This window comes from Streptomyces sp. NPDC003011 (genome assembly GCF_053591515.1).
Genome location: NZ_JBSFTY010000095.1, coordinates 14,031 through 32,937, shown reverse-complemented (window position 1 = coordinate 32,937; position 18,907 = coordinate 14,031). Strand labels below are relative to the sequence as shown.

At 70.6% G+C, this 18,907-nt stretch carries 21 protein-coding genes and 1 pseudogene; 7 read left to right on the top strand and 15 right to left on the bottom strand.

Annotated elements, in window-relative coordinates; translation table 11 throughout:
* Positions 1-146 (bottom strand): ATP-binding cassette domain-containing protein (locus ACWD0J_RS34685; protein WP_451499836.1); only part of this gene is annotated, 146 nt, incomplete at its 3' end.
* Positions 147-226: 80 nt separating this feature from the next.
* Here ACWD0J_RS34685 and ACWD0J_RS34680 point away from each other — a divergent pair.
* Genes ACWD0J_RS34680 through ACWD0J_RS34670 form a run of 3 tightly spaced genes read left to right on the top strand, consistent with a single transcriptional unit; the run spans position 227 to position 3,776 of the window.
* Entirely contained in the window at positions 227-751 is a 525-nt protein-coding gene (locus ACWD0J_RS34680) for a PadR family transcriptional regulator (RefSeq protein WP_451499830.1), read from the top strand.
* Complete coding sequence (locus tag ACWD0J_RS34675) at positions 748-1,437, top strand: ABC transporter ATP-binding protein (RefSeq protein WP_451499829.1); 690 nt, start codon at positions 748-750, stop codon at positions 1,435-1,437. Before ACWD0J_RS34680 ends, ACWD0J_RS34675 begins: the two co-directional genes overlap by 4 nt.
* On the top strand, positions 1,434-3,776 hold the full coding sequence (locus ACWD0J_RS34670; protein ID WP_451499828.1) for an FtsX-like permease family protein: 2,343 nt from the start codon (positions 1,434-1,436) through the stop codon (positions 3,774-3,776). Before ACWD0J_RS34675 ends, ACWD0J_RS34670 begins: the two co-directional genes overlap by 4 nt.
* Before the next feature lie 61 nt (positions 3,777-3,837).
* Here ACWD0J_RS34670 and ACWD0J_RS34665 read toward each other — a convergent pair whose 3' ends face one another.
* Together ACWD0J_RS34665 and ACWD0J_RS34660 are read right to left on the bottom strand one after the other, a co-directional pair.
* A complete protein-coding gene (locus ACWD0J_RS34665) occupies positions 3,838-4,236 on the bottom strand; it encodes a roadblock/LC7 domain-containing protein (RefSeq protein WP_451499827.1) in 399 nt (132 codons plus the stop codon).
* Positions 4,237-4,515: 279 nt separating this feature from the next.
* The gene (locus ACWD0J_RS34660; protein ID WP_451499826.1) at positions 4,516-5,502 is read right to left on the bottom strand and encodes a LysR substrate-binding domain-containing protein; all 987 of its coding nucleotides are present in this window, start codon (positions 5,500-5,502) and stop codon (positions 4,516-4,518) included.
* 165 nt (positions 5,503-5,667) lie between these two features.
* Here ACWD0J_RS34660 and ACWD0J_RS34655 point away from each other — a divergent pair, with 165 nt between their 5' ends.
* Both ACWD0J_RS34655 and ACWD0J_RS34650 read left to right on the top strand, forming a co-directional pair.
* A complete protein-coding gene (locus ACWD0J_RS34655; RefSeq protein ID WP_451499825.1) occupies positions 5,668-6,222 on the top strand; it encodes a peroxiredoxin in 555 nt (184 codons plus the stop codon).
* Positions 6,223-6,226: 4 nt separating this feature from the next.
* Entirely contained in the window at positions 6,227-6,760 is a 534-nt protein-coding gene (locus ACWD0J_RS34650) for an alkyl hydroperoxide reductase (protein ID WP_451499835.1), read from the top strand.
* A gap of 110 nt (positions 6,761-6,870) precedes the next feature.
* On the opposite strand, the gene ACWD0J_RS34645 is transcribed toward ACWD0J_RS34650, so the two are convergent.
* The 5 genes from ACWD0J_RS34645 to ACWD0J_RS34625 form a co-directional block, all read right to left on the bottom strand.
* Entirely contained in the window at positions 6,871-8,211 is a 1,341-nt protein-coding gene (locus tag ACWD0J_RS34645) for an AI-2E family transporter (protein WP_451499824.1), read from the bottom strand.
* Positions 8,212-8,360: 149 nt separating this feature from the next.
* Complete coding sequence (locus ACWD0J_RS34640) at positions 8,361-9,059, bottom strand: aggregation-promoting factor C-terminal-like domain-containing protein (protein ID WP_451499823.1); 699 nt, start codon at positions 9,057-9,059, stop codon at positions 8,361-8,363.
* Between the two features lie 419 nt (positions 9,060-9,478).
* Positions 9,479-10,804: a PhoH family protein gene (locus ACWD0J_RS34635; protein WP_451499822.1), complete on the bottom strand. Its 1,326-nt coding sequence runs from the start codon at positions 10,802-10,804 to the stop codon at positions 9,479-9,481.
* 324 nt (positions 10,805-11,128) lie between these two features.
* The gene (locus tag ACWD0J_RS34630; RefSeq protein ID WP_451499821.1) at positions 11,129-11,902 is read right to left on the bottom strand and encodes an isoprenyl transferase; all 774 of its coding nucleotides are present in this window, start codon (positions 11,900-11,902) and stop codon (positions 11,129-11,131) included.
* Between the two features lie 603 nt (positions 11,903-12,505).
* Positions 12,506-13,372, bottom strand: coding sequence for a methyltransferase domain-containing protein (locus ACWD0J_RS34625; protein WP_451499820.1), 867 nt, complete (start codon positions 13,370-13,372; stop codon positions 12,506-12,508).
* A 50-nt stretch (positions 13,373-13,422) separates the two neighbouring features.
* Here ACWD0J_RS34625 and ACWD0J_RS34620 point away from each other — a divergent pair, with 50 nt between their 5' ends.
* The gene (locus ACWD0J_RS34620; protein ID WP_451499819.1) at positions 13,423-13,935 is read left to right on the top strand and encodes a DinB family protein; all 513 of its coding nucleotides are present in this window, start codon (positions 13,423-13,425) and stop codon (positions 13,933-13,935) included.
* Positions 13,936-14,052: 117 nt separating this feature from the next.
* On the opposite strand, the gene ACWD0J_RS34615 is transcribed toward ACWD0J_RS34620, so the two are convergent.
* Positions 14,053-14,931 carry an LLM class flavin-dependent oxidoreductase gene (locus tag ACWD0J_RS34615; RefSeq protein ID WP_451499818.1) on the bottom strand — a complete coding sequence of 293 codons (879 nt, stop codon included), beginning with the start codon at positions 14,929-14,931 and terminating at the stop codon, positions 14,053-14,055.
* A gap of 141 nt (positions 14,932-15,072) precedes the next feature.
* On the opposite strand from ACWD0J_RS34615, the pseudogene ACWD0J_RS34610 reads away from it, so the two are divergent.
* Positions 15,073-15,429: pseudogene (locus tag ACWD0J_RS34610) on the top strand (DUF192 domain-containing protein); the annotation flags it as partial.
* Between the two features lie 130 nt (positions 15,430-15,559).
* Here ACWD0J_RS34610 and ACWD0J_RS34605 read toward each other — a convergent pair.
* The 6 genes from ACWD0J_RS34605 to ACWD0J_RS34580 form a co-directional block, all read right to left on the bottom strand.
* Complete coding sequence (locus ACWD0J_RS34605; RefSeq protein WP_451499817.1) at positions 15,560-15,775, bottom strand: hypothetical protein; 216 nt, start codon at positions 15,773-15,775, stop codon at positions 15,560-15,562.
* A gap of 118 nt (positions 15,776-15,893) precedes the next feature.
* Positions 15,894-16,511 (bottom strand): OmpA family protein, encoded by a 618-nt coding sequence (locus tag ACWD0J_RS34600; protein WP_451499816.1) that lies wholly within the window; start codon positions 16,509-16,511, stop codon positions 15,894-15,896.
* Positions 16,512-16,519: 8 nt separating this feature from the next.
* Positions 16,520-17,101: a hypothetical protein gene (locus ACWD0J_RS34595; protein ID WP_451499815.1), complete on the bottom strand. Its 582-nt coding sequence runs from the start codon at positions 17,099-17,101 to the stop codon at positions 16,520-16,522.
* Between the two features lie 34 nt (positions 17,102-17,135).
* Complete coding sequence (locus ACWD0J_RS34590) at positions 17,136-17,735, bottom strand: pilus assembly protein TadG-related protein (RefSeq protein WP_451499834.1); 600 nt, start codon at positions 17,733-17,735, stop codon at positions 17,136-17,138.
* Complete coding sequence (locus ACWD0J_RS34585) at positions 17,732-17,926, bottom strand: hypothetical protein (RefSeq protein ID WP_451499833.1); 195 nt, start codon at positions 17,924-17,926, stop codon at positions 17,732-17,734. The genes ACWD0J_RS34590 and ACWD0J_RS34585 overlap by 4 nt, the downstream gene beginning before the upstream one ends.
* A 139-nt stretch (positions 17,927-18,065) precedes the next feature.
* Positions 18,066-18,896 (bottom strand): response regulator transcription factor, encoded by an 831-nt coding sequence (locus ACWD0J_RS34580; RefSeq protein ID WP_451499814.1) that lies wholly within the window; start codon positions 18,894-18,896, stop codon positions 18,066-18,068.
* Between the last annotated feature and the right edge of the window lie 11 nt (positions 18,897-18,907).

The window sequence follows — 18,907 nt, the reverse complement described above, 5'->3', positions numbered from 1 at the left end:
GCGACACGGGCGAGGGTGGACTTGCCGCAGCCGCTGGGACCGAGCAGCCCGACGGCCTCACCGGCGCCGTCGGCCTGACCGGCCTCGTCCGCACCCCGCCGGAGAGGCCGGCCGCGTGTGGCCGAACTGTGACAATGGGCTCTCACCTGCGATCCCGCACGTCCCGTCCCACTCTCCGCACCCGGTGTATACATGCAGGGTATACACCGTGTGTAGAGTCCTTTCCATGTCCATCGGTCACACCCTCCTGGGGCTCCTGGAGTCCGGCCCGCGTCACGGTTACGACCTGAAGCGCGCCTTTGACGAGAAGTTCGGTCACGACCGGCCACTGCACTACGGCCAGGTCTACTCGACGATGTCCCGCCTGCTGAAGAACGGGCTCGTCGAGGTCGACGGCATCGAGCCCGGCGACGGGCCGGAGCGGAAGCGGTACGCGATCACGGAGGCCGGCGTCACCGACGTCCAGCAGTGGCTCGCGACGCCGGAGAAGCCCGAGCCGTACCTCCAGTCCACGCTGTACACCAAGATCGTCCTCGCCCTGCTGACGCGGCGCGACGCGGGCGACATCCTCGACACGCAGCGCGCCGAGCACCTGCGGATGATGCGGCGCCTCACCGACCGCAAACGCAAGGGCGATCTGGCCGACCAGCTCATCTGCGACCACGCGCTGTTCCACCTGGAGGCCGACCTGCGCTGGCTGGAGCTGACGGCCGCGCGGCTCGACCGGCTCGCCGAGGCGGTGACCAGGTGACGCACCCCACCGGTTCCCTGCTCGCCGCCACCGAACTGCGCAAGGCGTACGGCCCGACCCTCGCCCTCGACGGCGCCGAGTTCTCCATCCACCCCGGCGAGGTCGTCGCCGTGATGGGCCCGTCCGGCTCCGGCAAGTCGACGCTGCTGCACTGTCTCGCCGGGATCGTGCCGCCCGACTCCGGGTCGATCACGTACGACGGACGCGAGATGGCCACCATGAACGACGCCCGGCGCAGTGCGCTGCGGCGCACCGAGTTCGGCTTCGTGTTCCAGTTCGGGCAGCTCGTCCCGGAGTTGACCTGTGTGGAGAACGTGGCCCTGCCGCTCCGGCTGAACGGCACCTCCCGCAAGGAGGCCGAGCGGACCGCGCTGTCCTGGATGGAGCGGCTGGAGGTCGACGACCTGCGGAAGAAGCGGCCCGGCGAGGTGTCCGGCGGACAGGGACAGCGGGTCGCCGTGGCGCGGGCGCTGGTCACCAGCCCCCGGGTGCTGTTCGCCGACGAGCCGACCGGCGCGCTCGACTCGCTCAACGGCGAGCGCGTGATGGACCTGCTCACGGACGCGGCCCGGTCCACCAACGCCGCCGTCGTGCTGGTCACGCACGAGGCGCGGGTGGCCGCCTACTCCGACCGCGAGATCGTCGTACGGGACGGGAAGTCCCGGGACATGGAGCGCGTCGTATGAGCGTGCCGCAGTGGGCGAGAGACCTTGCCATGGGCATCAGGTTCGCCTTCGCCGGCGGGCGCGAGGGGTGGGTCCGGGCGCTGTTGACCGCGGTCGGCGTCGGGCTCGGGGTGGCGTTGCTGCTGCTGACGACCGCGCTGCCGAACGCGCTGACCGCCCGGGACGACCGGGACGAGGCGCGCAACGACCTCCGCTACGGCGACACCGACACCAAGGTGCCCAGGTCGGACCGCTCCCTCCTGATCGCGGACACCGGTACGACGTTCCGCGACAAGGGCGTCCGGGGACGGGAGCTGGAGCCGGAGGGACCGCGGGCGCCGCTGCCGCCGGGGGTGAAGGAGTTCCCGGCACAGGGCGAGATGGTGGTCTCCCCCGCGTTGGAGGACCTCCTGGAGTCCGGCTCCGGAGAGCTGTTGCGGGAGCGGCTGCCGCAGCGGATCGTCGGCACGATCGGCGAAAGCGGGCTGATCGGCCCGGCCGAACTCGCCTTCTACCGGGGCGGCCAGGGCCTCGCCGAAAAGCTCGGCGGAGGCGAGGTGGGGCGGATCGAGCAGTTCGGAGCTTCCCAGCAGCAGACGTCCGAAGAGTGGGACCCCGTCCTGCTCCTGCTCATCCTCGTCGTCCTCGTCGTGCTGCTGATGCCGGTCGCCGTCTTCATCGCCGCGGCCGTCCGCTTCGGCGGCGAGCGGCGCGACCGGCGGCTCGCGGCGCTGCGGCTGGTGGGCGCCGACGGTCGCTCGACCCGGCGGATCGCGGGCGGCGAGGCCCTCGCGGGCGCGGTGCTCGGACTGGTCCTCGGCGCGCTCTTCTTCCTGGCCGGCCGCGAGGTGGCGGGCTCGGTCGAGGTGTTCGACGTCAGCGTGTACCCGAGCGATCTCACCCCCTCCCCCGCCCTGGCCCTGCTGGTCGGGCTCGCCGTACCGGCCGCCGCCGTCCTGGTGACCGTGTTCGCGCTGCGCGGCGTGGTCATCGAGCCGCTCGGCGTGGTGCGTACGGCGAAGCCCGCGCGGCGCCGGCTGTGGTGGCGGCTGCTGCTGCCGCTGGCCGGGCTGGCGATGCTCTACCCGATGATCGGGCAGGGGCGCGACGGCGGTGAGTTCAACCAGTACCTGGTCACCGGCGGCGTGATCCTGCTGCTGATCGGTGTGACCGCGCTGCTGCCGTGGACCGTCGAGGCGGTGGTCGGCCGGCTCGGCGGCGGCGGCGTCGCCTGGCAACTGGCGGTCCGCCGACTTCAGTTGAGCAGCGGTACGGCGGCCCGCATGGTCAACGGGATCGCGGTCGCGGTGGCCGGCGCGATCGCCCTGCAGATGCTGTTCGCCGGCGTGGAGAGCGACTACACGAGGGACACCGGCTACGACGTGACGCGAGCGCAGATGCAGGTCACCGTGGCGGACGAGATGCCCCTCGACCAGGCCGCCGACAGGCTCCGGCGGACCGAGGGCGTGCGCCGGGTCTACGCGTACTCCGAGGGACACGTCGGCGAGCAGCGCAAGAATCCGGACCTGACCGCCCAGGTGACCGTCGGGGACTGCGCGTCGCTGCGGGAGGTGGCCGCGCTGCCCTCGTGCCGGGACGGTGACGTGTTCGCCGTCCGGGGCGCCGACTACGACACCGGCACCCCGAAGCTGGCGAAGGCCGGCCGGACGCTGTACTTCGACCCTTCCTACGAGGACGGCCCGAAGAGCGCGGAGACGCCCTGGGCGCTGCCGTCGGAGCTGAAGCAGGCGCGGACCCGGTTCGATCCGACCGGGTCCAGGCGGGGCGGCTTCCTGGTCACCCCGAAGGCGCTGCCGGCCGCGGTCGCTCCGGCGCTGAGCAAGCAGGTGTACCTCCAGCTCGACAGGTCCGTGCCGGACGCACAGGACCTGGTACGGAACACGGCGGCGACCATCAGCCCGCTGAGTGAGCCGATGGTCTGGCAGTCGGTCGAGCGGGCCGACCGCTACACCGCCATCCGCACCGGCCTGTTCGTCGGCGCCGCGTGTGTGCTGGCGCTGATCGGGGCGAGCCTGCTGGTGTCGCAGCTGGAGCAACTGCGCGAACGCAAGAAGCTGTTGTCCTCGCTGGTCGCCTTCGGCACCCGGCGGCGCACGCTGAGCCTGTCGGTGCTGTGGCAGACGGTGATCCCGATCGCGCTGGGCCTGCTGCTGGCGTCGGTGGTGGGACTGACGCTGGGCGCGGTCCTGCTGCGGATGACGGGCACCACGGTCCGGGTGGACTGGCCGAGCGTGCTGTCGATGACCGGGGTCGGCGCCGCCGTCGTCCTGGTGGTGACGCTGCTCAGCCTGCCGCCGCTGCTGCGGCTGATGCGGCCGGACGGGCTGCGGACGGAGTAGCCGTCCGCAGCGTGCCGGTGACCATGCCGGCCGGGCCGTGCGGAGGGACTCGGCCAGGGCTTCAGACGCCTTCGGACGCTCTCCCGGGTGCCGCCTGGGTGAGGAGGGCCCCGATACGGCGCAGAGTCGGCTGGGTCGCCCGGTGCAGGTCGTCCACGTCGATGCCCTCGTCGCCCAGGACGACCATCAGCGCGGTGTCGCCGACCGCGTAGAAGGCGGCGCAGCCGTGACTGCCGTAGGTGACCGTGCGGCGCAGGGTGCCGCGGGCGGTCACCTCGGCGGTGCGGCGGGCGAGGCCGAGGCCGGCCGCGGCGAGGGCGGCGAGGGCCTCCGAACCGATGGAGTCGGCGGTGTCGGCGGCGATCAGCAGTCCGTCGACGGCGGCGACGGCGGTGTCGGTGATACCGGTGACCCGTTCGCGCAGGCCGCGCATTTCGCGGATGAGGGCTTCGTGATCCATGGAATCGACGTTCCTGTTCCTGTTCGCGTCCGGTCGGGGTGCGCCTCGGCCTGCTCAGACGGAGGGAAGGGCCGGATCCGGGGCGGCGCGAGCAGCTCGTAGCCCGGCCTCACTCCCCTTGGCCTGTCGCACACACGCGTGACGTGCGGCGCCGAGGGGGGAAGGTGTATCAGGCCGGGCGCACGGTCCGTCGGGAGTGTCCCGAGCTGTCGCCGGATGACGGAAGGTGGCGTCCCAGGTCGCCCGACCGCCCTGGTCCGGCGCGCAGGTGACCGGTTCTCAGGCGTCTGCCTCCGGTGTGTCGACCACCCGTACGGGCAACGGGCGCAGCGCCTCACGCAGGGCGGCCGCCAGCTCCCCGTACTCCGCGCCGCGGGCCGCGCCGGCCCGCATGGCGAGGGCGATACGGCGGGTGGGGGCGGGTTCGGCGAAGCAGCCGGTGCGGAGCTGGTTGCTGCGGGTCGTCTCCACCTTGACGGCGGTGCGCGGCAGCAGCGTCACCCCGAGCCCGCCGGCGACCAGTTGCACCAGGGTGGACAGCCCCGCCGCCGTGGTGGTGACGGGCGCGTCCGCGCGGCCCGCCTCCCGGCAGATGTCGAGCGCCTGGTCGCGCAGACAGTGCCCCTCGTCCAGGAGCAGCAGGTTGAGTTCCTTGAGGGCCTCGCGCGGGATGCCCGCACGGCCGCCGAGCCGGTGGTCGAGCGGCGTGACGAGCACGAAGTCCTCGTCGAACAGCGGCAGTTCGACGACTCCGGGAACACCGAGCGGCACGGCGAGCAGCAGCAGGTCGAGGCGTCCGCTGGTGAGCCCGTCGATCAGGCTGGCGGTCTGCTCCTCGTGCACCTGGAGATCGAGGGCGGGGTAGCGGTCGTGGACGAGCCGGAGGACGGTGGGCAGGAGATACGGCGCGACGGTCGGGATGACCCCGAGCCGCAGCGCTCCGGTGAACGGCGCCCGCACCGCCTCCGCCTCCTCCAGCAGCGCCCCCACCTCGTCGAGCACCGCCTTCGCGCGGACGGCGAGCCGCTCACCGGCGGGCGAGAGCAGCACCTTGCGGGTGGTGCGCTCCAGGAGGGTGACCCCGAGCGTCTCCTCCAGCGCGGAGACGGCACCGGAGAGGGCGGGCTGGCTCATGCCGATGGCGGCGGCCGCGTCCCGGAAGTGGAGGTGTTCGGCGACGGCGGCGAAGGCACGCAGCTGGGCGAGACTGGGCTGCCTCCTCTTGCCGGCCGCCTTGGTCACGGCCTTGCTCACGGCCTTGCTCACGGCTTGCTCACCATCTCACTCGCGGTCACTGATAACGCTGCTCGATCAACTCGACCGATTGTAGCTATTTCCGCAATCAATGCACCGTGTGCCACGATCGTGAGCGTCCAACCCATGGGAGACACCCAGGCAATTGGGGTGTTTCCTTCGCTGCAAGGAGAGCCTGTGCTCACTGTCGGTGACAAGTTCCCCGAGTTCGAACTGACCGCCTGCGTCTCGCTGGAGACCGGCAAGGAGTTCGAGAAGATCAACCACAAGACCTACGAGGGCAAGTGGAAGGTGATCTTCGCCTGGCCCAAGGACTTCACCTTCGTGTGCCCGACCGAGATCGCCGCCTTCGGCAAGCTGAACGACGAGTTCGCCGACCGCGACGCCCAGGTCCTCGGCTTCTCCGGCGACTCCGAGTTCGTCCACCACGCCTGGCGCAAGGACCACGACGACCTCCGGGACTTGCCGTTCCCGATGATGGCCGACTCCAAGCACGAGCTGATGCGCGACCTCGGCATCGAGGACGAGGACGGCTTCGCCAAGCGCGCGGTCTTCATCGTGGACCAGAACAACGAGATCCAGTTCTCCATGGTGACCGCGGGTTCGGTGGGCCGTAACCCGAAGGAGGTCCTGCGGGTCCTGGACGCGCTCCAGACGGACGAGCTCTGCCCCTGCAACTGGAGCAAGGGCGACGAGACGCTGGACCCGGTCAAGCTGCTGGCGGGTGAGTGACCCGATGCCGCTGGATTCCCTGAAGTCGGCCCTGCCGGACTACGCCAAGGACCTGAAGCTCAACCTGGGTTCGGTCATCGGCAACTCCGAGCTGCCGGCGCAGCAGTTGTGGGGCACGGTGCTGGCGACGGCCATCGCCTCCCGCTCCCCGATCGTGCTGCGGGAGCTGGAGCCGGAGGCGAGGGCGAACCTGTCGCCGCAGGCGTACACGGCGGCGAAGTCCGCCGCGGCGGTCATGGCGATGAACAACGTCTTCTACCGCACGCGGCACCTGCTGTCGGACCACGAGTACGGGAACCTGCGGGCCGGACTCCGGATGAACGTCATCGGCAACCCCGGGGTCGACAAGGCCGACTTCGAGCTGTGGTCGTTCGCGGTGTCGGCGATCAACGGGTGCGGAATGTGTCTCGACTCGCACGAGCAGGTGCTCCGCAAGGCGGGCATCGAGCGTGAGGTCGTCCAGGAGGCGTTCAAGATCGCGTCGGTGATCCAGGCGGTCGGGGTGACGCTGGACGCGGAAGCGGTGCTGGCGGAGTAACTCGCCCTCGGTCTCCCGGGCCCCGGTCACCTCCGTGGTGGCCGGGGCACACGCCTGAGAGGCCGACCCCGCCGCCCTGCCGCTATGGGCTTCCCGCTACGGGCTTCCCGCTACGAGGCCGGTGGCGGGTCCTCCGGCGGGGACTGCACCGGGGCCGCCCCCACCGCCGTGGCCCCCCGCGGCCTCGGCGACTGCTTCAGCGCGGCCTCCTGGGGGTACGACCGCAGGTATCCCACCACCGTGTTGGTCACCGCCACCAGCGGCACCGCCACCACCGCACCGCCGATCCCCGCGACCATCCCGCCCGCCGCGACCGACAGCACCACGGCCAGCGGGTGCACCCGCACCGCGCGGCCCAGGATGAACGGCTGCAGGATGTGGCCCTCGATCTGCTGCACCGCGAGGACCACCGCGAGCGTCATCACCGCCGTGAACACGCCCTGCGTCACCAGCGCGACCACGACCGCCAGCGCGCCCGAGACCACCGCGCCCACCAGCGGGATGAAGGCGAACAGGAAGATGAAGACGGCGAGCGGGACGGCCATGGGGACGTCCAGGAAGTAGATGCCCAGGCCGATGAAGATCGCGTCGATCAGCGCCACCAGCACCGTGCCGCGGACGTAGGCGGTCAGCGTCCGCCACGCCCGCGGTCCCGCGCCCGCCACGCCCGGCCGTGCCGCCGCCGGGACCAGCCGCAGCGTCCACTCCCAGATGCGGCGGCCGTCGTAGAGCAGGAACAGCGTCGAGAAGACCGCGAGGAGGATGCCGGCCAGCGCCTCGACGACGACCGTCACGCCCTCCAGGCCCGCCGACGTGATCTGGTCGGTGTTCGCGCCGACCGCCTCCCGCAGGTTCTCCGCGATGTCGTTGATCTGCTTGTCCGTGACGTGGAAGGGGCTGTTGAGCAGCCACTTGCGCAACTCGTCGATGCCGTCCTGGACCTGGTCGGAGAGGTTGTCGATGTTCTCCATGACCTGCCAGGTGACGAACCAGCCGATCAGGCCCATGACGACGAACCCGAGGATCGCGGTCAGGACGGTGGCGAGTGCGCGCGGAAAGCCCAGCCGCATGAGCCGCGCCACCGTCGGCTGCAGCATCGCCGTGATGAGCAGCGCCGCCACGAACGCCAGCACCACCAGCTGTACCGCGCTGATGATCCGCATGAGGACCCAGAGCGTGCCCGCCAGCACCAGCAGCCGCCAGCCGGCCTCCGCCGCCACCCGCATGCCCCACGGCACGGCCTGGGCGGGGTCCGGGCGGGCCGGGACGGCGGGAGCATGGTCCGGGGGCGGTGGAACGTGGCCGACGGGCGGTGGTACGTCGTCGGGGAACGGAGCCGGTCCGGCCTCGTCGTCCTCCCGCTCCGCCCTCGCCCGGCGCTCGTTCAACCGCTCACCCATGTCGGTCAGTCCGGCACCGACCCGACCGAGCCATCCTGGCACTCGCGACATGTTCCGTCCTCTTCCCCCGTCTTTCCCCACCACTCCCCCTGGTCTCGTCCGGTCAGACCGTACATGGCGAAAGCCCCTCCCCCTGGAACGGGGAGGGGCTGCGCGCGGTCGAGGCGGGGCCGGGGCTCAGGAGCCGCCGGCCCGGGTACTCAGTACCAGTGGTTGGCCTGCCAGAACGACCAGGCCTCACAGGGGCTGCCGTACCGGCTGTCCATGTAGTTGAGGCCCCACTTGATCTGGGTGGCCGGGTTGGTCTGCCAGTCGGAGCCGACCGACGACATCTTCGAACCCGGCAGGGCCTGGAAGAGACCGTAGGCACCGGAGGAGGGGTTGACCGCCTGGTAGTTCCAGCTGGACTCGTGGTCCACGATGTTGCTGAAGCACTGCCACTGGCCGCTCGGAACCATCGAACGCGCCATCGACTGGATCTCCGCGATGGAGTACGAGCCCTTGACGGGGAAGCTGGAGGTGTTGCTGGCGGCCTTCGCCTTGGTCTCGGCCTCGGCTTCCGCCTTGGCGCGCTCCTTGGCCGCCTGCTCCGCCTTCTCGGCGGCTTCCTTCTTCTCCTGCGCGGTCTTGGCGGCCGCCTTGCGGGCCGACTCCTCCGCGACCTTCTTGGCGCTCGCGTCCGCAGCGATGGCCTGCGTGTCGGCCTGCTGCGTGAACGCGGTCTGCACCTGAGCCTGCTGACCCGCGGGGATGTCCGCGAGGAGCGTCGAGTCGGCTGCCGTCGTCTCCGCGTCAGGTGCCTGCGCGGTACTTCCCGAGGCGACTCCGACAACGCTTCCGACAGCGGTGACTGCCGTGGCCGAGGCCACTGCGAATCCCCGGACCGAAATCGGGCTCACACGGTTTTCCTTCCAGCATCGCCCGCTTCGGTGACCCTGGCGGACGCAATCGTGCCCCTGGCACTGGCCTCCCAACTGCGGGGTCACGGGAGGCGCGGGCCCGGTGGACAACTCCCTTGCGGGGAGCGCCGCGTGATAACTCGGGCGGCATACGACGACGGTATGGAGTTGGGGGGTGTTTCTTGTGGTGCCGTACCGCTGGGGGTACAGGTGTGTCGTATGCGGGGCCTGACAGGAGTGAGACTCTGCCGTAACCCGACGCCGCTAGGCAATTCTGCGTTGCGTGTGAAAGCTCACATCTCGTTTGCCCCTGGTGTTTCCGAGAAACCTCCACACGCGAAGGCGCCGCCCGGCTAGGCTCACTGCCTTTTCCGGACGGCGCCAACCGACGGGTGACTACCGCGAGTCGAACACGCGGGTCAGACGTGCCCGTCTTCCAGCATTTCGGTCACAAGGGCCGCGATCTGGGACCTTTCGGACCGAGTCAGCGTGACATGAGCGAAGAGCGGATGGCCCTTCAGTTTCTCCACGACGGCGACGACACCGTCGTACCGTCCCACCCTCAGGTTGTCCCGCTGGGCCACGTCATGGGTGAGCACCACCCGCGAGTTCGCGCCGATCCGGGACAGAACGGTCAGCAGGACGTTCCGTTCCAGCGACTGGGCCTCGTCCACGATCACGAACGCGTCGTGGAGCGAGCGGCCGCGGATGTGGGTGAGCGGGAGAACCTCCAGCATCCCGCGCGCGGTGACCTCCTCGATGACCTCGCGGCTGGTGACCGCGGACAGCGTGTCGAAGACCGCCTGCGCCCAGGGGCTCATCTTCTCGGCCTCGGAGCCCGGCAGATAGCCGAGCTCCTGCCCGCCCACCGCGTACAGCGGGCGGAAGACCATCACCTTCTGGTGCTGGCGGCGCTCCAGGACCGCCTCCAGTCCCGCGCACAGCGCGAGCGCCGACTTTCCGGTGCCGGCCCGGCCGCCCATGGAGACGATCCCGATGTCCGGGTCGAGAAGCAGGTCCAGCGCGATGCGCTGCTCCGCGCTCCTGCCCTTGATGCCGAACGCCTCCCGGTCGCCGCGCACCACCCGGACGTTGCCCTCGGGCGTGACGCGGCCCAGTGCCTTGCCGCGCTCGGACTGGATCATCAGGCCGGTGTGCACGGGGAAGTCGGCCGCCTCGGGGACGTAGACCTGCCCTTCCTCGAAGAGGACGTCCACCTGCTCGCCGGGCAGGGTCAGTTCGGACATGCCGGTCCAGCCGGAGGAGTCCGTGATGGCGAGCTCGGCACGGTACTCCTCGGCGAGGAGACCGACCGAGGACGCCTTGATCCTGAGCGGGAGATCCTTCGACACGACGGTGACGTCGAATCCCTCGGCCTGCAGGTTGCGGGCGACCGCGAGGATGCGGGAGTCGTTGTCCCCCAGGCGATAGCCGCTGGGCAGCACGCTGGGGTCCGAGTGGTTGAGCTCGACACGGACGGTCCCGCCGAGGTCCCCGATCGGGATGGGGGCATCGAGGCGGCCGTGCCGGACCCGGAACTCGTCGAGCAGGCGCAGGGCCTGCCGGGCGAAGTAACCGAGTTCGGGGTGGTGCCGCTTGGCCTCCAGCTCCGTGACCACGACGATCGGCAGCACTACTTCATGCTCGTCGAAGCGGTTCAGGGCGTGCGGGTCGGCCAGCAGGACGCTGGTGTCGAGAACATAAGTGCGCCGGTCGGGCTTGTGGCGCTTTGTGCTGGTCACCACGGAAGGACGTACCCCCTCGGATGAGGTCGGGGAGCGACGGAGTGGAGCTGGACCGGTCGTCGGCCGCGATGCGCGGGCCGGAGACCGGCCCTCCACTGCTTCTTCCGTGCTGAGACCGCACGGTCGAGCTGGTGCAAAGGGCCTCCCGGGCGGACGGCCCCGTGCCGTCCGCTGAGATCCGACACCCGTGGTTCGGGCGTCGGCCTGCTTGGTTTATGCCCTCGAACATGCGGTGCCATGCCAGCACTCATGGCGGCGCGCTGGTGAACTCCTTGTTACTTCCACCCCAAAGGGGGTACACGCAGACCCTTCGGGCGCCGTCCCTCAGCCGCCGTAACGCCGGTGGCGCGCCGCGTAGTCGCGCAGGGCGCGCAGGAAGTCGACCTTGCGGAAGGCCGGCCAGAAGACCTCACAGAAGTAGTACTCCGAGTGGGCCGTCTGCCACAGCATGAACCCAGACAGGCGCTGTTCTCCGCTGGTCCGGATCACCAGGTCGGGGTCGGGCTGGTCGCCGGTGTAGAGGTGGCGGCCGATCGTCTCGATGTCGACGGACTCGGCGAGCTCCTCCATCGAGGTGCCCTTGTCGGCGGCGTCGAGGATCATCGAGCGGACCGCGTCGGCGATCTCCTGGCGGCCGCCGTAGCCGATGGCGACGTTGACCAGTATCCCGTCGGTCGTCGCGGTGCTCTCCTCGGCCTCCTTGATGGCCTGCTGCATCCCCTGCGGCAGCAGGTCGAGCGCGCCGACGTGGTGCACCCGCCAGCGGCCGTCGGCGGCCAGGGAGCGGACGACGTCCTCGATGATCCCGAAGAGCGGGACGAGCTCGTCCTGCGGCCGGTCGAAGTTGTCGGTGGAGAACAGCCAGAGGGTGACGACCTCGACGTCCGTCTCGGAGCACCAGCCGAGGAACTCCTCGATCTTGTCGGCACCGGCGCGGTGACCCTGAGCGGTGGTGGACCCGGCGGCCTTCGCCCAGCGACGGTTGCCGTCCATCACGACGCCGATGTGCTTGGGCACCTGGGCGTGGTCCAGGTGACCTTCCACCCGGCGTGCGTACAGCCTGACGAGCAGGCTGCGCAGTTTGTCGCGCAGGTTCACGTGTTTGTCAGCCCCTCCGTGCGGTGGCGGTCCCCGCGCCCGAAGCGTAGCGCTGCGCGGCCCGGGCCCGTAATTCGGGGTGCGGTCGGCGTGTGCGGTCGGCGTGCGGTCGGGAGGCGGTCGGGCAGGGGCGCCGCGGATGTGGAATGCGTGGTGCGCGTGGGCGCCTGCGGGCGCCACCCCTGCCGGGTTCCCCGTACGGGCACAAAAAACGGGCCGGTCCGTGGGGGGGAGACGGACCGGCCCGAGGGGGGGAGTTCCACCATAACCCTTCGTAAGTGATGCTGCGTGCATCGGCGTGCCACAACTACTCTCCGGAGTTGCCCGGCGACGGCGCGGTGCGGGCCCGGAGCCCTCTTGACCATGGGTTCATGGCCGGATCACGGCGGATTCCCGGGGGCACCCCGCGGGAACGGCTTCCCTCGGGTTCCCTCCGGTGGGTGACGGCGCGTGCGAACGTCGCCTTGACGCCGGTACGACTGGTGCACGGCACCGGGCAGCCCCTTCCACGGCGCGCCACCGCCACGCTTCTTTGCTTGCGCGATGCGCCTTGGTCTGCATTCGCGTGAGCCGAACGCCTGTTCCTGGCCACGCACGCGGGTGTCAGTGCGGTGGCTTGCGGGCCTCGAAGAGGTGGCGGGTGCTGTGGGCGACGAACGGCCCCTCCGACTCGATCCGCTCGTGCAGCGCGCGCAGGTGCGGTCCGTACGCCTCGACGGTGAAGCCGGGGACCATCCAGACCACCTTGCGCAGGAAGTGGACGACGGCTGCGATGTCGTAGAACTCGACCCGGAGGCGTTCGGCGCGCAGGCCGACGACCTCCAGCCCGGCGGCTTCCGCCTCGGCGCGCTCCCGGTCGGGGTGACGGTGTCCGCCGGCCGCCTCCGGCTGGGGGCCGAGGAAGTGCTCGACGAGTTCGACGACACTGGCGGGGCCGACGTGCTGGGCGAAGTACGTGCCCCCGGGGCGCAGCACGCGGGTGATCTCGGGCCAGTCGGAGCGGACCGGATGGCGGCTGACGACGAGGTCGAAGGTCCCGTCCGCAAAGGGCAGGGGCGCGTCGTCCGGGCTCGCGACGACGGCGACACCGCGCGGTCGGAGCAGGGCGGTGGCCTTGGCGACGTTCGGCGGCCAGCCCTCCGTGGCGACGGTGAGAACGGGCGCCTCGGGGGCGGCGGCGCCGAGGGCGAAGTCGAGGACCTCTCCTCCCCCGGTCTCGATGTCGAGCACGGCCGTCGCACCGGCCAGCCGCCCGGCCATCGACCGCGCGTACCCCCACGAGGGCCGCGCCTCGGTGGCCCGTCCCTCGAACCAGGAGAAGTCCCAGCCTTCGGTGGGGACGGCGGCGCCCTCGGCGACGAGATCTTCGAACGTACGAGCGGACGACGGGGGCGCGGAACGCTGATCCGCAGCCTGCCGGTCGGGGGATGCCTGGTCGGTGGGTGCCTGGTCGGTGGGTGCCTCGTCCATGAGTCGATGGTCGCAGGGCGTTGTCAGTGGGGGCTGTTAATTTTCGGGGCATGACGAGTCAGGGCGCTTCGGGCATGCCGTACGCGGGCGGCGAGAAAGAGACACTGCGGGCCGGGCTCGACCGGCACCGGGACGCGGTGCTGTGGAAACTGGAGGGGCTGGACGACGAACAGCTGCGCCGCCCCGTGACACCGTCCGGGACGACCCTGCTCGGGCTGGTCAAACACCTGGCCTCGGTGGAGTACGGCTGGTTCGTGCAGACCTTCGGCGGAGAGGTCGAGCCGCTCTGGTTCGACCCGTACACCGAGGAGGACATGCGGACGGAGGACGACACGACGGAGCGGATCGTCGCGTTCTACGGCCGTGCCCGCGCCGCCGCCGACCGCATGATCGCCGAGCGCTCACTGGACGACCTGGGCCGGCCGGCGTGGCGGCAGGGCGAGGCGGTGTCCCTGCGCTGGGTCCTGGTCCACATGATCGAGGAGACCGCGAGACACGCGGGGCACATGGACATCGTGCGGGAACTGATCGACGGGGCGACGGGGACTGACCGCCCGGGCTGAGCGGTGGGAGCCTGTTCAGCCCGGGCGGTGGGGCAGGTCGGGGACGGTCGGCAGGTCGGGCAGGCCGGACAGCAGGTGGACCGGGCCGGGCAGGCCGGACACGTCAGGCGGGCCGGGTCACGGCACCAGGGGCCGGACCTCCCCCGCCGTGAACCGCAGGAATGCCTCCGGGTCCGGTTCGTCGCCCGTCGGCTGGAGGATCACCGCGTCGGCACCCGCCTCCGCGAGCCGCTGGACGGCCTCGGCGACCGCGCCGGCGTCCCCGGCGACACCGAGGTCCGGGACGGGGTCCAGCTTCTCGGCCGTCAGCTCGGCACGCAGCCGGGCGGCGGCGTCCGGTCCGGTGGCGGTGAGGAGGTAGACGACGACCTTGTGCGGATCGGTCCGCCCGGCGGCCGCCCTCCCCTCGTCGATGAGCCCGCGCGCCCGCCGTACGCCGTCGGGCGTGGTGGCCGCGGTGAGTACGGTGCCGTCCGCGACCTCGCCGGTGAGCCGCAGTGTGCGCGGCCCGGTGGCCCCGGCGAGCACCGGGATGTCGCCGTCACCGGCCGGCGGCCAGTCGAGGGCGACGTCGTCCAGCGCGACGTAGCGCCCGTCGGTGGTGACGCTCTCCCCCTGCAACAGGGCGCGCAGTGCGACGAGATGCTCGCGCAACAGCGTCAGCGGGGACTCGACCCGCGCGCCGACCTGCCCCATCCAGTCCTGCACGCCGTGCCCGACGCCGAGCACGGCCCGGCCGGGGAACAGCCGGTGGAGGGTGGCCGCCTCCATCGCGGTGACGGCGACGTTCCGTAACGGCACCGGCAGCAGCCCGACTCCGACCCGCACCCGCTCGGTCCAGGCGAGGGCGGCGGCCGCCGCGGAGATCCCGCCTTCGCGGAAGCAGTCCTCCCAGAGCCACAGCTCCTCCAGGCCGACGTCATCGGCGAGACGGGCGACGGACCGAAGACGTTCGGGGGGCAACTGCGGGCGGAACACGGCTCCGAGAGTGGTCATGCCAGCTTCCCTACCCGCATCGCAGCCCGCATGATCCTGCGCGGGCTCCGGGGACGCCCGCCTCGTCACCACGGTCCCGGACTCGGATACGTTCGGGTGCGTTCGGCCGGTATCGCGCGGCAGCACAGGGAGGTGACCTGCGTGGGGCGCTGGCTCGACGGACGGGGAAGACTGGTGGTGCCCGGCGGGAAGGACGCGGAGCAGGTCAGCGTGGCGCTGGAGATCGCGGCCTCCTACCGGGCCCGTACGAAGGGACTGCTCGGGCGGGACAGCGTCGACGGGGCGATGCTGCTCACCCCTGCCAGCAGCGTGCACACGTTCCGCATGCGGATGCCCATCGACGTGGCCCATCTCGACCGCGGCCTCCGCGTCCTCGCCGTGCGCACGATGAAGCCGGGCCGGCTCGGTCTGCCCCGGCTGCGTGCCCGGCACGTGCTGGAGGCGGAGGCCGGGGCGATGGCGGGGTGGGGATTGCGGGCCGGGGTGCGGGTGGAGGTCGACACCGACGCCGACGCCGACGCCGACATCGATACCGACACCGACGCCGGTCCCGGCGGGAAGTCCGAGGGGGGAGAGAAACGCGAGGAATCGCGCGAGGAATAGCAGGAAGGGGGGATGGTCGGGGGCGCTATACGACGAGGGCCAGGGACTTGGGTACGGCCTGCTCCGGGGCGGAGCGGATGTCGGCGACGGCACGGGTGGCGGTGCGGCGGAGCCGGCTCCAGCCGTCACTGGGGTGAGGGTCACCGCGGTTCCTCTGCGCGGTGACGGACGTTCGGGTGCCGAGGACAACCCCGACCGTGCGGGACGTCCGCCGCGCGAGGAGGCCACGGACGCGCGCCAAACAGCAGCACCGTCGACAGGCGGACGGAGCGCGTGGGCCAGGAGAGCACGACCAGCTGTACGACTCCGTACAGTGCCGCGGCCACCATGAGTACGGTCACGTGTGTCCCGAGGTCGGGTCAGTTCGCTGTGCGCGGGAAGGAGACCTCGACCCTTCGGTTCTTCTTGCGGCCGGACTCCGTGGCGTTGGAGGAGATCGGGTACTGCTCGCCGTAACCGCGCACCTCGAAGGTGATGCCCGGGTCGTTGAGTTCCTGGACCAGGACCGCCTGTACGGCGTTGGCGCGCTGTTTCGACAGGACGTCGCCGTGGGCGGACGAACCGAGGTTGTCCGTGAACCCGAAGACGCGGATCTTCGTCGCGTTCTGGGTCTTGATCTCCCCCGCGATCGAGGAGATACGGGCCCTCGCCTCCGCGCCCAGCTTCGCGCTGTCCTTGCCGAACAGCACCTCGGCCTGGAGCGCGAACTTCACGTCCGCGTTCGTGTCCTCGCGGCGTTCGTCCCCGCTCTGGTCCTCGACGACCTGCTTGATGTCCAGAACCTTGGGTTCGGCGAGGGTGGCGCCCTCGGGGATCTTGAGGTCGGGGTCGTTGGCGTCCACGTCGACGGGGGCGGAGGCGGTGGGTTCGGTGCCGGGGGGGACGCTGGGGTCGTCGGCGGCGTGGGCCAGGAGCGTTGTGCCGGCAAGGAGGAAGGAGGTTGTCGTGAGAATCAGTGTCAGGCGCACGTGCGTCATGGGCGGCCTCACCCGGAGATCTGGATGGAGGCAGCGGCGAAGGCGGGCATCTGGAAGGTGACTTCGGTCGTGTCGGTGGGAGGTGCGGGGAACTGCATGAAGACCGCCACGGTCTCGCCGGCCTTCACTGTCGAGAATCCCGTGGTCGTCAGGGGGCGGCCGTCCGTATCGCGCAGCACGTAGTACCGCTTCTTGCCCTTCGAATCCACGAGGGTCGCACCGCCGAGTGACCTGCCGTTCCTGATGATCTCGGTCTCGTTGCCACTCAACGAGGCGGGAATCGCCACGCCCTCGGCGCCGTCGTTCTTCAGAACCCCGTTCACGGTGACGAAGCCTCCGGAATCCCGCTCGGCGGAGGTGATCTGGAGGAGCAGTCCGTCGGGTCCCCGCAACTCGGCCAGGGGCGCCTCGGACTGGCCCTCCTGAGTACTCGGTTGAGGCCCGCTGCCCTTGGAGGCGGACGCCGAACTTTCCGGCTTTTGGTCGTCGTCACCTCCACCACCGCAGCCGGCCAGGCCGAGAGCCAGTCCAGCCGCGACTGTCAACGTGACCACCGCCCTGCAGGCCTTCGCCGTGAACCGAATGCTCATCGTTCCGCTTCCTTCATCACTTGTCGTTCGCTTGTCAGTCGGCCAGATGAACGTCGAAGAGGTCCTGCGGTTCCGGGAGAACAGTGAGCTCGTCCGGATTCAGGATCCACTCCCTGTCTTCGCAGGAGAGCTTCGGCAGCACGTCCTCGTCGGCGTCCTCTCCAGGTGACTCGAACGTGCAGAGCGGCTCGATGACGGCAGTGGCAGTCGCCTTCGAATGCAGGGTCTCAGTGCCGGGGATGAGTGAATCACCAACGGGCTCGTTCGTCTCGACGTCAACCGTGTAGCCCGGGAGAAAGCCCGGTGCCTCCCCGCAGACCGCACTGGCTTCGTTCTGTGCCGCCAGTTGGTGCGCCCGTCCGCACCCGTCGAACGGCACCCCGACGCCGTCGAAGATGGCCTGCCACTTGGCCGGGTCGAGTACGTTTTCCACCCACTCGTCGGCGAGTGCGTCCCGGGTGTCCAGAGCAGCCGCGAGTGCTGCTGCGTCCGCCGCCGTCTGAGCGCCGTTCCGGTTCGCTGCGGCCTGGCCGACCGCCAGGTAGGCGAACGCGAGAAAGAGCAGACCCGCCACCACCGTGATGTAGATGGGGAAGGCCTGCCCCGCGTCGCCGTGCCTGCGGCGCTGCTTCAGCCGGTGACCTCGGCGATCTTTGTCGTGATCGCATCGAAGATCGTCTGCCCGATGTCCGTCCCCGTAATGGCCAACACGATAGCCACCACCACCGCGATGATCCCCAGGTACTCCACCGCCGTCTGCCCCGTGTCGTTGCGGGCGGCGCGGGTCTGAAGGTGCGAGACGGTCGTGGTGATCCAGTTGCTCATGGTGTTCCCCTCCGATGGCGGCCGACCGGCGAGCGATCAGCTCAACGTACGACGGAACACCACGCCGTGCCGAGGGCCCGTGGGCCCAATTCCGGGCCCAGAAACGGCCCCCGCCGCCCTCCCCTCGCGTCAGCACTGGTCACCCCGCCCCGCGGAGCCACTTGGCTGTCGCCTCGGTGCGGCTCGTGCTGTGGAGTTTGGCGAAGATGCGGTTGATGTGGTTCTTGACCGTCTTCTCGCTGATGAAGCAGGCGGCGGCGATCTGCTGGTTGTTCATGCCCGATGCGATCAGGTCCATGATCTCCGCCTCCCTCGTACTCAGCCGGAACCGCGACCGATCCGACTGTCCCACACCCGGTTGCACTCGTGAAGGGCTTTCCGGAGAATTGGGAGGCGACGGGATACGCGGGAAGGGTAAATCGCCTGGCACGGGCGGTAGTTCCCTTTGCTGGCGAGAAGAAGTGGAAGGCTGAACTTCGTATGCGGTCGCACTGGTCGCACGCAGCCGCGCCAGCAGCGCTCCCGCCGCCGTGGGGGTGAAGTGGGGGCGGCCCTCCGTGATGTCCCGTACGGCGGACACCAGTTGGTCGGCTGTGAACTCGCCGTGGACCAGGTAGCCGCCGGCGCCTCGGCGCAGGGCTTCCTCCACGGTCTCCGGCTCCCGGCTGTAGGTCAGCATCATCACCGGCGCGATCCCCACCAGGTACGGGAGCGCCGCGATGCCGTCCATGCCGGGCATGCGGACGTCCAGCAGGACGACGTCGGGGCGGTGGTCGTACGTCGCCTCGCAGGCCTGGTGGCCGTCCGCGGCCTCCGCCACGACCGTGAGGTCCGCGCGGCCGGAGAGCAGGGCGGTCAGGCCGGCTCGGACCACGGGGTTGTCGTCGGCCACGACGACCCGCAGGCGCGGGGCCGCGGCGGTCGTGGCGGGCGCGGGGGGCGGTGGGGTTCTCGGGTACGTCGACGTCATCGGATTCCTCG

Coding starts and splice junctions, on each gene's coding strand:
- ACWD0J_RS34680 (WP_451499830.1), top strand. CDS start 227: ATGTCCATCGGTCACACCCTCCTGGGGCTCCTGGAGTCCGGCCCGCGT.
- ACWD0J_RS34670 (WP_451499828.1), top strand. CDS start 1,434: ATGAGCGTGCCGCAGTGGGCGAGAGACCTTGCCATGGGCATCAGGTTC.
- ACWD0J_RS34665 (WP_451499827.1), bottom strand. CDS start 4,236: ATGGATCACGAAGCCCTCATCCGCGAAATGCGCGGCCTGCGCGAACGG.
- ACWD0J_RS34650 (WP_451499835.1), top strand. CDS start 6,227: ATGCCGCTGGATTCCCTGAAGTCGGCCCTGCCGGACTACGCCAAGGAC.
- ACWD0J_RS34645 (WP_451499824.1), bottom strand. CDS start 8,211: ATGTCGCGAGTGCCAGGATGGCTCGGTCGGGTCGGTGCCGGACTGACC.
- ACWD0J_RS34625 (WP_451499820.1), bottom strand. CDS start 13,372: ATGGACGAGGCACCCACCGACCAGGCACCCACCGACCAGGCATCCCCC.
- ACWD0J_RS34620 (WP_451499819.1), top strand. CDS start 13,423: ATGACGAGTCAGGGCGCTTCGGGCATGCCGTACGCGGGCGGCGAGAAA.
- ACWD0J_RS34615 (WP_451499818.1), bottom strand. CDS start 14,931: ATGACCACTCTCGGAGCCGTGTTCCGCCCGCAGTTGCCCCCCGAACGT.
- ACWD0J_RS34600 (WP_451499816.1), bottom strand. CDS start 16,511: ATGACGCACGTGCGCCTGACACTGATTCTCACGACAACCTCCTTCCTC.
- ACWD0J_RS34595 (WP_451499815.1), bottom strand. CDS start 17,101: ATGAGCATTCGGTTCACGGCGAAGGCCTGCAGGGCGGTGGTCACGTTG.
- ACWD0J_RS34585 (WP_451499833.1), bottom strand. CDS start 17,926: ATGAGCAACTGGATCACCACGACCGTCTCGCACCTTCAGACCCGCGCC.
- ACWD0J_RS34580 (WP_451499814.1), bottom strand. CDS start 18,896: ATGACGTCGACGTACCCGAGAACCCCACCGCCCCCCGCGCCCGCCACG.